The organism is Actinoallomurus acaciae, from assembly GCF_042429965.1.
Classification (GTDB): Bacteria; Actinomycetota; Actinomycetes; order Streptosporangiales; family Streptosporangiaceae; genus Actinoallomurus; species Actinoallomurus acaciae.
Window position 1 is genome coordinate 1 of sequence record NZ_JBHLZP010000243.1, and the last position, 12,156, is coordinate 12,156.

Genomic DNA, 12,156 nt, shown 5'->3' on the forward strand with positions numbered 1-12,156 from the left:
CGCGAGGCCGCCGGCGCCGCGCTCCAGACGGCGGTCCGGCACGCCGCGGCGCGGGAGGCCGAACGCCGTGTGGCCCGGGAGATCGCCGTGACCCGCCAGCGGATCCGTGCCCTGCGGGACCGCTGGATCCCCCGCCTCATCACCGCGATCGAGCACATCGATCTCGCGCTCGACGAGGCCGAGCGCTCCGACACCGCACGCCTCCTGCGGGCCGGCTCACGGCGTCACCCCGGTGATCTTCGGGCCACCGGCGGGTGAGCGTGTCAGACGGACGTCGCCAGCGGGCCGCCGTTCCAGGTCATCGCGTCGGTCAGGGCGGCGACGAGGTCCATCTCGGCGCCCCCGGCGTCGGCGTAGGCGCGGTGCAGGTTCAACACCAGCCGTTCCGCGTCGGCCCACCCGCCGAACTCGCCCAGGTCCGTACGGCGCGCGGCCTCCAACGGGCCGAGGCCGTCCCGCAGGCCGTCCTTCGCGGCCTCCAGGACCAGCCGGTAGTACCGCTCGTGTGCCGCCAGCACGCCGGGCAGGGGGCCGGCCGCGATCAGGGGGCCGTGGCCGGGCACGACGTGCGCCGGTTCGAAGTCCGCGATCCAGTCCAGCGAGCGCAGCGCGCCGTCCAGCGACCCCATGAACACCAGCGGGGTCAGGCCGTGAAAGAGCAGGTCGCCGGAGAACAGGACGCGTTCTTCGGGCAGCCACGCCACGACGTCGCCCACCGTGTGAGCCGTGAACCCGGGGTGGATGAGGTCGACGCGCCGGCGGCCGGTGAAGACCGTCAGATCGGTCCGGAACACCAGGTCCGCCGGCCTGCGGCTCACTCGCCCCCAGTCCGGCCGGGGGGACCAGAACGGCGGGCAGCCGTCGATGATCGGGTCGGTCAGCTGCACCGCGCGGGTCGCCTCGTGCGCGATGATCACCGTCTCGTCGGGCAGCAGACTGTTGCCGTAGGTGTGGTCGCCGTGGTGGTGAGTGCTCACCGCGATCCGTACCGGACCGGGGACGGCGTCGAGGAACCGGCGGGTGCGCTGTTCGGTGGCGCAGGTGTCGACGATGACGGTGCCGTCATCGCCGGTGATCACGCCCGCGTTGTTGACCCACCAGGACCCGTCGGGCTGCACCCAGGCGTACACGCCCGGCACGATCTCCCGCAGCGCCGCCGCCTCGGGCGAGCCGTCCACGACCTCACCCACGGGCGGGCTCCGTTCCGTTCTCGGTCCGTGCCCGTGCCGGTGCCGGTGGGGCGGTCGCGGAGAGGGCGTGCAGGTCGTCGAAGGCCTGGAGGAGATGCGCGTCCAGGCTCCGCGAGGGGTCGTCGATCCAGGCTTGGGCCGCGTGGTGGAAGGCGGCCCAGCCGGTCTGGGCGGCCAGGTCGGCCAGCCGGTCGGGGACGTCGCGCCGCCGCAGTGCCTTCGCCACGGCGTCGGTCATCGACGCGGCCTTGGCCAGCTCGCGTTCGCGGAGTGCCGGTGTCACGGCGATGACCTCCAGTCGTGGTTCGGAGAACGGACGGTTCTCCTCGAGGATCCGTCCGGATCTCCGGAAGGCGTGGAGCAGCATCTCCAGCGGCCGCAGGCCGTCGGGCGCTTCGGCCACCGCCTGCGTCAGCGCGGCGCGCAGGTCGGCCTCGCCGTCGAAGAGCACCTCGCGCTTGTCCGGGAAGTGCCGGAAGAACGTGCGCTCGTTGAGGCCGGCCCGGGCGGCGATCTCGGCCGTGGTGGTCTGGTCGAACCCGCGTTCCCGGTACAGCTCCAAGGCCGCCTGCTGGAGGCGGCGGCGCGCTTCCGCTCCGCTCCGTGGCACGCCCCGAGGCTACCGCATGTGTCAGTGACCGACGCAAAGTTGCGTCAGTCACTGGCGCTACCTGTACAGTCAGCGACTGGCGCTACGTTGCGCCAGTAACTGGCGTTAAGGGGAGAGTGTCATGCATGTCTTCGTCACCGGTGGTTCCGGCCTGACCGGTCCCGCCGTCGTCGCGGAACTCGTCGCGGCCGGCCACGTCGTCACCGGTCTGGCACGCTCGGACACCGCCGCCGCCCGGCTGGAGTCGCTGGGCGCCACACCGCACCGCGGCTCTCTGGAAGACCTCGACAGCCTGCGCGCCGGCGCCGAAGCCGCCGACGGTGTCCTGCACATGGCCTTCGGCGGCGACTTCACCGACCTCGACGACATGATGCGGCGCGACCGGACCGCGATCGAGACGCTCGGCCAGGTGCTGGAACGCTCGGGCAGGCCGTTCGTCAGCACCTCGGGCACGCTGGTCATGCCCGCGGGCCGGGAGAGCACCGAGAAGGACGAGCCCGACCCGGCCGGACTCGCCGGCTTCCGGATCGCGGGCGAGCGGGCCTGCCTGGGCTTCGCCGCCCGGGGCGTACGCGCGAGCGTGGTCCGGCTCGCTCCCACCGTCCACGGCCCCGGGGACCACGGCTTCATCGGCATGCTCGTCGCCACCGCGCGAAGGACCGGCATGTCGGCCTACGTCGGCGACGGCGGCAACCGCTGGCCCGCGGTGCATCGGCTCGACGCGGCGACCCTGTTCCGTCTGGCGTTGGAGAGGGCTCCCGCGGGCAGCGCGTTGCACGGGACGGCCGAAAGCGGCGTCACCCTGAGGAGTGTCGCGGAGACGATCGCCCGGGGGCTCGGGCTGCCCGCGGTCTCGCTGACCCCGGACGAGGCCGCCGCGCACTTCGCCGGCCCGTTCATGGCCGCCGCCTACGGCTTCGACGCACCCGTCTCCAGCTCTCACACCCGGGAGCTGCTCGGCTGGTCGCCCACCCACCCGACACTGCTCGACGACCTGGCGCATGGCGACTACCTCGCCGCACCGGCCTCCTGACCCCCCTCACCCGGGTCCGGCCCGGGTGAGGGCCGTGCCCGGCCTCGTCAGAACCTTCCGAACAGGGTGTTTCCGGGAAGTTCGGGATCGGTGCCGAGGAAGTACTCCTCGATCGCCTTCTGCAGCTCATCGGGGGTCAGGAACCCGTTCCGGTCCTGGTCGAGCGCGGTGAACGCGGCCCGGCCGTCCGGCTCGGGCACGCCGTAGCCGGAGAGGGCCAGCGCGAAGTCGTCCTCGGTGATCTTTCCGTTCGACCCGGTGTCGGTGATGGCGAGGATCGCGTCCGAGATGGGCTTCATCCGCTCGTAGCCCTGAGCGTCGTCACGGACGCCCGCGTTGTAGGCCGTCAGATACTCATCGAAGCTGACATGTCCGTTGCCGTCGGTGTCCATCGGCTTGACGACGTCCTCCCAGAACCGGGTGAACGCGCGGCGCAGCTCATGGTGCTCGGCCGACCCTTCGGCGATGCCGAATGCGCTGCTGACGCCGTCGGCCGTGGTCAGGTAGTCGTTCAGTTCGAGCGTGCCGCTCCGGTCGCGGTCCATGAGCGTGAAGAAGTGCTTCAGCTTCCGGTCAAGGAGCTGGGACATCGGTGTCTCCCCTTTCGTCGGGACCTGCTGGGTGGGCGTGTCGCGTGACGAGGTCGAAGGCGGCGAGGAAATCGGTCCGGGCGATGGGAAGGCGGTCCAGGAGCCTCGGTGAGACCGCGAGAGCGTCGACCAGAATCGGCGCGTGCGGTGCGAGCCGGGCCATGGCGGCCTCGGCGGCGTCGGGCAGCTCACGGACGTGATCGGCGGTGATCCGTTCTTCGGCGAGCAGGTCGCCGGCGTGCCGGGCGATACGCCGCAGCGCGAAGAGGCGGTGCACGGCCAGCAGGAGCGTACGGGCCTGGGGGTGGCCGGATCGGGTGGCGGCCGACAGCAGAGAGCGGGCGGCCTGATGTTGCGCGTGGGCGTTGGTCATCTCCAGGGCGGGGCCGACGGCGGCGTTCCACCGGTCCAGCGGAGCGGCGGAGGACGCTTTGATCCAGCGGGCGCGGGCTCGTCGGTGCCAGATGGAGTCCAGGTCGCACAGCAGCGCCTGGAGGAACTCCGGGTCGTCGAGCCGGCGCCCGTCCGGTGCCGCCGCGACCGGCGCCGGCGTCTCCCGGCCCAGCAGCTCACCGGCCGCCTTCACCCAGATGACGAGGTTGTCGCCCTCGGCGGTGATGCCGGCCGGGTAGTAGTCGGGGAGCTCGGCGATGCCGTTGAAGGGAAGGAGGCCCTGCGCGCCGCACCGCTCCCGGCACTCGACCGCGACCGCCCTTCCCCGCCAGGTGATCCATGCCTTGGCGATGGCGACGAGCCGGTCGTTGTCGGCGCGGCCGGCCGCTCCGCCCCGTACCCACCGACTCAGCACGGTCCGGTGCAGCAGGGTCACGGCATAGGTGTCGGCCAGCGCGTCCAGAAGTCTGGCGCGGTGGCTGCCGTGGTCGAACAGAGGCACGCTCTGCCCGGCGAGCAGGCCGGTGGTCCGGCGGGTGTGGGCGTAGCGGACGGCGATGGTCAGCGCGGTCCGGGTGAGACCGACGGCGCCGGCGCTCATGTGGAGCTTGCCCGGCGTGACCCGGTCGATCGAGCGCAGGAAGCGCAGCCGGGTCTTGTCCACCGAGCTCGTGAACGCACCGTCCGCCGAGAGCCGCCCGTGCTCGCCCGCCAGGAACGCCTGAGGGGGAAGCCGGACCTGGTCGAAGGCGGTCAGGCAGTGGTCCACCGCATAGCCGATCTTGTCCGGTAGCCGGCGGATCCGGACGCCGGGGAGCGCTCCGCGCTCATCGGTCAACGGCGTCAGGAAGAGGAAGACCCCCCGGTCCGTCCCCGCGTGGATCAGCCGGGCGGCGACGAGCCCGGTCTTGGGCCCGCCGACCGTGCCGGCGTTCGGCATGAACTTCTGTGCGGCGGGGGTCGGGGTGTGCAGCACGAAGCCACCGGTCGAAGGCTCGTAGGTCGCCGTCGTCTCCAGCCGCGCGGCGTCGTTGCCGTGCCCGACCTCGGTGCACAGGAAGATCCCCGTGCGCCGCATCGTCGTGAAGGGGGTCAGGTCCCGCCGGTCGTCCGCGTCGTGGTCGGCCAGGCTGCCGAGAAAGAGGTTGTAATGGATGCCCGCGAAGGTGGCCAATCCGCCTTCTACCGGGCACAGCCACTCGTGGAGCGCGGCCATCGCCTCCACGTCGTCGACCAGGTCCTCGACCGAGCCGAGGGTCTCGTTGAGCAGCCGCAGCCGCCGGTAGGAGCCGACCACACGTTCTTGCGGGCTCGCGTCGGCCGGACGGTGGAACGACTCGTCGTCGCACAGCGCCCGCCAGGGTGCGTGGACCGCGTCGAAGCGACCGGCGAACAGGGCGTCGGTCAAGGCGGCGGTGGTGCCGGAAGCCGGGCCGGGTGGTGAGGAGGGGGCCGTGAGAATGACGGGGCGATGGCCATGGCGTTCGGCTGACTGCGGCAACCCGGGCACCCATCGTCGATCAGCATTGGTGGTGCGAGAATTAGTGTAAACCGCGCGGTTGACATGGCAATAGCATGCCGATGAATTATCGCCCACAGGAGAAGTCGCAACTGTGTCAATTTGGGCATATCGCTATTTTCTCCGCGAATCAACAAAACCAAGGCCGATGCCCGCGGCCCGCGCCCGCAGTAGGCTCGGCTGATGAGCGGCGAAGCCTCGAAATCCTGCGATGATCGCTCGGCCCGGGTTCGGCCTGGGCGTCCACGTCGGCTGCGGCACGTCCATCCGACGCGGCGCGGCCTCATCCTCGCCTGGTGGGGATTCACCGCGACATTCGCCGGCTTGCGTTTCCTGACGTGGGCGATTCACGTGCACGTCGCGGGGCTGGGCAATGTTCATGTCGGTCGTGTGCACATTCACCATTACATCTGGGGAATTCTTCTGCTGATCGTCGTCGGCGCCTGCGGGCTCGTCGAGCGGTCTCCCGTCTGGCGGACCTGGATGGGCCTCGCCTTCGGCATCGGGCTGGCCCTCGTGGTCGACGAGGCCGCGTTGCTGATCGAGTTGAAGGACGTGTACTGGAACCGGCAGGGCTGGAGCAGCGTCGCCATCGCGATCATCCTCATCGGTGTGGCGGGGAGCATCCTCGCGTTCACCCGTGCGCCCCGCGCCGAGGCCACCGAACGCTGAGGGGCGGTCTCACCTGCCGGGGACGCCCGCCTTGCAGAAGACGTAGAGGCCGATCGCGAGGTAGACGGCGGGGATGATCCATTGGCCCCAGCGGTCGATCAGCCCGGTGATCCGGCGGTGGGAGACCAGCCAGGATCCGGCCAGGCACCAGAGGGCGACGCTGAGGGCGAACACGACGACCGTGGTGACGGTGTGGCCGACGCTGACCGTACGGAAGACCGGCGTGTAGGCGGCGACGTTGTCGCCGCCGTTGGCGATGGTGATCCCCATGACGCCGGCCAGCCCGGTCGCCATCGCGGGAGAGGCCCGCCCTCCGGAGCGGCGGGCGCGAACGGCGGCGATCAGCTTATGTACGCCCAGTCCGAGCGGCAGCAGGCCCAGGACCCAGAGCCAATCGCCGGGGACCACGGTCAGGCCGAGGGCGGCGAGCATCGAGATTCCGAGGAGAGCGGCGATCCCGGCGTACTGCCCGGCCCAGATCTGCCACCGCCGAGGGCGGCCCTCGACACGTGAGGAGACGTTCAACACCGCGAGGACGACGATGTCATCGACGTTCGTTCCGGCGAACAACCCCAGTGCGGTGGCGACCGTGGCGAAGATCCCCTCCGGGTGGACCGAACCTATCTCGTCACCTGCCGGAGGGCTCGGGAGGCGGCTTGCGGATCGGAGAGATGTCGGCCTCCTTCGGTGGTCGCGTCGGTTTTCACGGCATGATCGTCGGGCCTTGCACAGTTGCCCGGATGCACAAGTCTTTGAGTGTCCCGCATCTCCCCGCCGTCGTCACGGATCTCGGCGCGTGGGTTGTGGCGGGCCCGCTCATCGGAGCGTTCCGCACTCTATGCTGGCCGTCATGGTTTTCGGCACGGCCACACTGACGATGCTCCACTCGGTGATGGCGAGCGCGCACCAGCCCGAACGCGCCTCGTCCATGGCCTGCGGGTAGCCGGCGGAGCCGGGTGGGCGCCAGACCGTCTCCCGCGGCGATCTCCGCGGTGAAGCCCCTTGCGGGAAAGCTGCCTCTGCGGGTCTTCGAGCCGTACCGGTCCGCGGGACCGCTCGTCCGCCGAGAGCTCGACGACGCGGAGCGCCGGCGCCGTGAGCTTCTGCGCGGGCGTACGGCACCGCGCCGGTTCCCGCCCGCCGTGGCGGGCCGCCTGCTGTCCGCCTGGAACGCCTACGTCCTGCAGGTGGTCGGGGAGCATCTTCTGGACGCGGTGAGGGTTCGCTCGTTCAGCACCGTACGGGCCGAGGCGGCGGCTCGGATACTGGCGTTTCTCGGTACGGCCGGTCGCTGGATGTCCCAGGCCGGCCGTGTCGCGACCGACGCCTCGTACCGCGTCGAAGAACAGGTGCACCTCCCGGCCGAGCCCCCGTCGTGGCTGAACCAGACGTACGGTCCTTATCCACTGCCGACCGCGATGGCGGCGGCGCTCCGGGCGATTCACACCCGGGGCGGCTCCGTTCTGGCCGACCACGCCCGGGCACCGGTCAGGAACGAGGAGGACCTGTTCTGGCTTCAATGGCTACTCGACAACGCCGCCGCGGCGATCGAGTACACGGAGCAGCCGGACCTCGATGAACCCATATGGTCAAGGCTGACCGCCTTCTATCTCCGGTACGCGCTCCGCCTGCTCTTCCTCTTCGGCCAGGTCGCCGCGATGCCCGCCCTGCTCGACGACCGGGATCCCACCACCATCGTCTCGCTCGTCGCCCACGGTCCGTCGACGATCAACATCTGGTCGCTCACCGATCCCGGCGGGCGAGGGATGTGGCGCTCACTTCCGGCGGCACGCACGGCGGTCGAGAAGATGTGGGCCACGGACCCGCAGCCGATGGTGACGGTTCGCGTCCAGGCGCAGATCGACGCGGCCCTGCGGAGCGGCGCGATCGTGTTCGCCACCGACCGGACCGGCGAACGGCTCGGATGCCTCTACCGGTGTCCCTGGCCGGCGGTGTACGAGGTCCGCAGGCCGGTCACCATCGGCGGAACACACCTGCTGTCGATGGAGCACTTCGCCTTCGACGCGCTCGGCGAGACGTACGGGTCGGGAAGAGCGGGTCCGCGCGGGATCGTCGTGTCGGACTTCGTGCCCGCCGACCCGGTGTTCTGACCTCGGTCAGGGGCGGCTCGCGCCCACGTAGTGCGAGACGTACCAGGAGTTGGACATGCTGTCGATCTTGACGACGCTGCCGGTGTGGGGGGCGTGGATGAACTTGCCGCCGCCGACGTACATGCCCTCGTGGCCGAGGTCGTCGAAGTAGACGAGATCGCCGGGCTGCAGGTCCGACCTGGCGACGTGGCGGGTCGCGGCGTACTGGTCCGGCACGACGCGGGGGAGACTGACACCGGCGGCGCGCCAGGACATCATGGTCAGGCCGGAGCAGTCATAGCCCTTCGGGCCGGTGCCGCCGTAGATGTAGGGCTTGCCGAGCTGGGCGTACGCGTACTGGAGCGCTTTGCGCGGCGGGCCGGAGGCGGGGCCGTCGTAGGTCCCGCCGACCGGGCCGCCAGGGCCGCCGAGCACCCCGGCGTCGCGTAGGAGCTCCTTCTGCCGGGCGATCGCCCTCTCGACGGTCGTCTTCTGCTTCTCCACGCTCGCGGCGTGCTTCTGGACCACCTGAAGGGCGTACCGGGCCATGGCCTGCTCGCGGCGGAGGCGCTGGGCCGAGTCCACGAACGCCTTGAGTTCCCGGCTGCGGCTGCTGGACAGCTGAGTGAAGGCCGACATCTGGCTCAGCGCGGCGTTCGGGTCCTGCGCGGCCAGCAGAGACGTGGTGTAGTCCAGGGTCCCGTTCTTGTACGCCGCCGCGGCGATCCGCGCCACCCGCGTGTGCATGTCCTTGTAGGTGCGTTCCTCGGCGGCGACCTGGCCGTTGAGCGCCTTGAGCTCCTTCTTGGCGGCGTCGAGCCGGGACTTGGCCTTGTTGTAACTGTCCACGAGCTTGTCGACCTGACTGTTGAGCCTGGCCAGCTTCTTCTTGGTCGCGGCGACCGACGGCTTGGGGGCGGCGTCGGCGCGGGGGACGGGCGCGAGCAGAGTCGCGGTGATCGCGAGGGCCGCCAGGCCCGCACGGTGGCCGGATCGCCGACGTCGCGAGAACGAGGTCGCCAAGGGGGGACTCCTCTCCTTTCGGTTGTGCGTCGTGTGAAGCATGGGGGCTTACGACGCTCTGACGGAGTGTAGGAGATCATGATGTCGCATGCCACTCGTCTCGCGTCATATGACCCAGATATTCACAGGCCGGGCGGCCGACGGTGCACGAACAAGGAAAAGCCCTCCTAGGGATCGTAGGAGGGCGTTGGGGTCGCGACGTTCAGCACAACAGGGGAGTCGCGGAGATCCAGGCGGCGCAGATGAGGAGCGGCACCGCGACGGAAGCCGTCGCGGTGATCCACGTCAGCCGCCGTACCCGCGCGTGATCGGCCGGGGGCGAGGCCAGCCTGGCGAGTCGCTGCTCCAGCTGTGAGTGGTCGCGGCCGCCCGCGGCCAGCCCGCCGGCCGGGCTCGGCGAGACGGCGAGCTTGCGCAGGGCCATGGCGACGTTCCGAGGCCCGCAGCGGTGGGCGGCGATCTCGTCCGCGGTCATCTCCAGCAGCAGCGGCAGGTGGCGGCGCGCGGCACGGAAGGTGGGCAGCCAGGCGAGCGCGGCGGCCAGTGCGTCGACCACCGTCAAAAGGACGTGATGGCGGTGGCGCAGGTGCGCTCGTTCGTGTGTGAGCACCGCCTGGAGTTCGCCGTCATCCAGGCGGTCGAGCGCGCCGCTGCTCACCACGATCGGCCGGGTCCGCGCCGGGACGCAGTAGGCGACCGGTATCGGGTGATCGAGGACGCAGACATCATCGAGTTCGCTGGAGGCGCGGACGACGAACTGGAGGGCCTCGTGATGCCGGCGCCGTCGCAGCAGCGTACGGCGGTAGCGGCGCGCCGCCACGTACACCGCGACGAGCGCCGCGCCGAGCAACACCGCGTTGACCGCGTACCACCGGGTGTCGCCGCCTTCGTGGTGGTGCCAGCAGTTCACCACCCACTCCGCGGCGCGGTGCCCCAGGCCGTGGTGTCCCGTCGAGACCACCGCGACCACGCCTGCGGCCGCGGCGATGGCGCCGCCGAGCGCTCCGGCCCAGGCGAAGGCGGCGACCTTGGGCAGCCGGTGGCTCCAGGCGCTCCTGCTCAGCAGCGGTCCAGCGCCGATGCCCAGCGCCAGGAGGACCAGGCCGAGCCCCGCGAGCCGGATCACGAGCGCCGGCCCTCGCCGGCCGGGCCCGACCGCTGCGCCAGCTCGATCAGCAGCCGGTGCGCGTCCTGAGGGTCGATCGTCTCGGCGAACCGCGCGAGGACCGGCCCCCGGTCCGGCGCGCCGGCCAGTGCCTCGGCCATCACGCCCGCGACGTGTTCTTCGCGGCTGCGCGTCGGTGCGTACCGCCAGGCGTTCCGGTCCGGCGTGCGGGTCAGCAGGTCCTTTTGCACGAGCCGGTCGGCGACGGTCTGCACGGTCGTGTACGCCGACGGCCTGGGCGAGCCCGCGTTGACGGGCACCAGCAGTTCGCGGATGAGGAGCGGCCGGTCGGCATCCCACAACGCTTCCATGATCGCGCGTTCGAGAGGCCCTGCGATCGGCATCTGCCACCTCCGTCATCGGCTCGCCTCGGTGCGGTCCATTCTCCATCGCCTCCCACAGAGGTCAGGACGTCTGTGGAGAGTGGTCGCTTCGGTGGCCCCGGGGGAGGCGCCCGTCGAGGGGCGCCTCCCAGGGCGGCTCACACCGGCCGGGCCAGCAGCCTCCGCATCGTCGTGATCTCGGCGGACTGTGAGGTCACGATGTTGTTCGCCATGGCCTTCGCGGCGGCGAAGGAGCCCTGGGCCCGCTCGGCCTCGGCCATCGTGACGGCGCCCTGATGATGCTCGATCATCATGCGCAGGAACGCCTTGTCGAAGGACCGGCCGGACAGGCCGTCGAGCTTCTTCATGTCCTGGCCGGACATCATCCCGTCGCCCATGTGCATGCCGCCGGCCGGCGACGTCGGCGCGCCCCAGGTCCGGAGCCAGCCGGTCAGCTGCCGGATCTCCGGGCCCTGGGCCCGTTCGATCTGGCCGGCGAGCCGCCTGACCTCCGGAGAGGAGGCCTTCGTGGCGGCCTGCCTCGCCATGGTGATCGCCTGCCGATGGTGCGGGATCATCATCTGCGCGAACATCACGTCCTGGGCGCCGTGGTCGCCGGCGGGTGCCGAGCTCGCCGCCATGTCGTGGCCGCTCATGTCGTGTCCGGGTCCCTTGTCGCCTCCGCCGCAGGCGGCGAGCGTGAGCGCGGCGACCGGGACGAGGAGCAGGGAGCATGCGTGTTTCATGCGTCTTCTTCCATTCTTTCCGTGTTCTGGCGTGCTGGCGTCGCGGCTCGTACGAGCCCGGACGCCTGTCACAGCCGAAGCACGGAAAGCTGGAAGATCGACGGAGCCGGGGGAGGACGGCCGGGGCGCCCGCGTCCGGGCGCGACCGGGCCCGTTGGCGTCGTTCGGCCGGGCGCGGATCGAACGAGCAGGGCGCCGAACAGCAGAAGGGACCCGAGGGCCAGCAGGGCCAGGCACATCTGCCCGCCCGGATGCCGGTGACCGTCGCACTGACACGAGTGCCCGGCCGAGTGCCTGTCCGAGTGCCCGTCCGGCGCTGACATCGCCACCGACGACATCAACGGGACGCCACGGATGTCCGTCGGGTCCACCGAGGACTGAACACCGTGCATGAACAACAGGCCGACGACGACGAACAGCATCAGCAGCATGCCCGTCACCCCAGGGGCACGCCGCGGCGGCTGCCGGTCGTTCACACCGATCGAGCCTATCCGGCGACGGGTTCACCGGGGCGAACAGGACGCCGCCGGGCGCACGACCGCGAAGGCCACGACGGTCGGCGGCGCCGCATCGTGGCAGGTGAAGCCGTGTGATCATTGCCGGTTCCCAAGCCGTTAACCGCCCGGCCGGGCCGGATCCCTACGTTGTGACGAATGGAGAGAAGATCGCAGGCCGCCGCCCTGTCGCGCCGGGCCGTGCTCGGAGGCGTCGTCGGCGCCGTGGGAGTGGCCGAACCGGCCGGCTCGGCGTGGGCCTCGCCACGGCCCCGCCCGCTCCGCGTACTGATCGCGACGAACGAACC

14 protein-coding genes are annotated in these 12,156 nt (G+C 70.9%); 4 read left to right on the top strand and 10 right to left on the bottom strand.

Features of this window, described 5'->3' with window-relative positions:
* On the top strand, window positions 1-258 hold a 258-nt coding region (locus ACFFNX_RS27900; RefSeq protein WP_378208486.1), incomplete at its 5' end, for a V-type ATP synthase subunit D.
* A gap of 5 nt (window positions 259-263) precedes the next feature.
* On the opposite strand, the gene ACFFNX_RS27905 is transcribed toward ACFFNX_RS27900, so the two are convergent.
* Window positions 264-1,190: an MBL fold metallo-hydrolase gene (locus ACFFNX_RS27905; protein ID WP_378208488.1), complete on the bottom strand. Its 927-nt coding sequence runs from the start codon at window positions 1,188-1,190 to the stop codon at window positions 264-266.
* Window positions 1,183-1,800, bottom strand: a complete 618-nt coding sequence (locus tag ACFFNX_RS27910; protein WP_378208490.1) for a TetR family transcriptional regulator — start codon at window positions 1,798-1,800, stop codon at window positions 1,183-1,185. The genes ACFFNX_RS27905 and ACFFNX_RS27910 overlap by 8 nt, the downstream gene beginning before the upstream one ends.
* A 121-nt stretch (window positions 1,801-1,921) precedes the next feature.
* Here ACFFNX_RS27910 and ACFFNX_RS27915 point away from each other — a divergent pair, with 121 nt between their 5' ends.
* A complete protein-coding gene (locus tag ACFFNX_RS27915; protein ID WP_378208492.1) occupies window positions 1,922-2,833 on the top strand; it encodes an SDR family oxidoreductase in 912 nt (303 codons plus the stop codon).
* 47 nt (window positions 2,834-2,880) lie between these two features.
* Here the strand turns inward: ACFFNX_RS27915 and ACFFNX_RS27920 are convergent, their stop codons facing one another.
* A complete protein-coding gene (locus tag ACFFNX_RS27920; RefSeq protein WP_378208494.1) occupies window positions 2,881-3,423 on the bottom strand; it encodes an EF-hand domain-containing protein in 543 nt (180 codons plus the stop codon).
* Window positions 3,407-5,224, bottom strand: coding sequence for an acyl-CoA dehydrogenase family protein (locus ACFFNX_RS27925; protein WP_378208496.1), 1,818 nt, complete (start codon window positions 5,222-5,224; stop codon window positions 3,407-3,409). Before ACFFNX_RS27925 ends, ACFFNX_RS27920 begins: the two co-directional genes overlap by 17 nt.
* A gap of 435 nt (window positions 5,225-5,659) precedes the next feature.
* Between ACFFNX_RS27925 and ACFFNX_RS27930 the strand changes: the two genes are divergently transcribed.
* Entirely contained in the window at window positions 5,660-6,007 is a 348-nt protein-coding gene (locus tag ACFFNX_RS27930; protein WP_378208498.1) for a hypothetical protein, read from the top strand.
* Window positions 6,008-6,016: 9 nt separating this feature from the next.
* Here ACFFNX_RS27930 and ACFFNX_RS27935 read toward each other — a convergent pair whose 3' ends face one another.
* A complete protein-coding gene (locus ACFFNX_RS27935) occupies window positions 6,017-6,577 on the bottom strand; it encodes a cadmium resistance transporter (RefSeq protein ID WP_378208500.1) in 561 nt (186 codons plus the stop codon).
* Window positions 6,578-6,999: 422 nt separating this feature from the next.
* Here ACFFNX_RS27935 and ACFFNX_RS27940 point away from each other — a divergent pair, with 422 nt between their 5' ends.
* Window positions 7,000-8,118: a hypothetical protein gene (locus tag ACFFNX_RS27940; RefSeq protein WP_378208502.1), complete on the top strand. Its 1,119-nt coding sequence runs from the start codon at window positions 7,000-7,002 to the stop codon at window positions 8,116-8,118.
* A gap of 6 nt (window positions 8,119-8,124) precedes the next feature.
* On the opposite strand, the gene ACFFNX_RS27945 is transcribed toward ACFFNX_RS27940, so the two are convergent.
* From ACFFNX_RS27945 to ACFFNX_RS27965, 5 genes are all read right to left on the bottom strand, one after another.
* The gene (locus ACFFNX_RS27945; RefSeq protein ID WP_378208504.1) at window positions 8,125-9,120 is read right to left on the bottom strand and encodes a C40 family peptidase; all 996 of its coding nucleotides are present in this window, start codon (window positions 9,118-9,120) and stop codon (window positions 8,125-8,127) included.
* A 202-nt stretch (window positions 9,121-9,322) separates the two neighbouring features.
* Entirely contained in the window at window positions 9,323-10,246 is a 924-nt protein-coding gene (locus ACFFNX_RS27950) for a M56 family metallopeptidase (protein WP_378208506.1), read from the bottom strand.
* Window positions 10,243-10,629, bottom strand: a complete 387-nt coding sequence (locus ACFFNX_RS27955; RefSeq protein WP_378208508.1) for a BlaI/MecI/CopY family transcriptional regulator — start codon at window positions 10,627-10,629, stop codon at window positions 10,243-10,245. Before ACFFNX_RS27955 ends, ACFFNX_RS27950 begins: the two co-directional genes overlap by 4 nt.
* 137 nt (window positions 10,630-10,766) lie before the next feature.
* The gene (locus tag ACFFNX_RS27960; protein ID WP_378208510.1) at window positions 10,767-11,354 is read right to left on the bottom strand and encodes a DUF305 domain-containing protein; all 588 of its coding nucleotides are present in this window, start codon (window positions 11,352-11,354) and stop codon (window positions 10,767-10,769) included.
* A gap of 68 nt (window positions 11,355-11,422) precedes the next feature.
* Window positions 11,423-11,830, bottom strand: a complete 408-nt coding sequence (locus tag ACFFNX_RS27965) for a DUF6153 family protein (RefSeq protein ID WP_378208512.1) — start codon at window positions 11,828-11,830, stop codon at window positions 11,423-11,425.
* Window positions 11,831-12,156 lie beyond the last annotated feature (326 nt).

Bases quoted from the DNA above. Each gene is read 5' to 3' on its own strand.
- ACFFNX_RS27955 (WP_378208508.1), bottom strand. From the start codon at position 10,629: ATGCCGATCGCAGGGCCTCTCGAACGCGCGATCATGGAAGCGTTGTGG.
- ACFFNX_RS27960 (WP_378208510.1), bottom strand. From the start codon at position 11,354: ATGAAACACGCATGCTCCCTGCTCCTCGTCCCGGTCGCCGCGCTCACG.
- ACFFNX_RS27920 (WP_378208494.1), bottom strand. From the start codon at position 3,423: ATGTCCCAGCTCCTTGACCGGAAGCTGAAGCACTTCTTCACGCTCATG.
- ACFFNX_RS27915 (WP_378208492.1), top strand. From the start codon at position 1,922: ATGCATGTCTTCGTCACCGGTGGTTCCGGCCTGACCGGTCCCGCCGTC.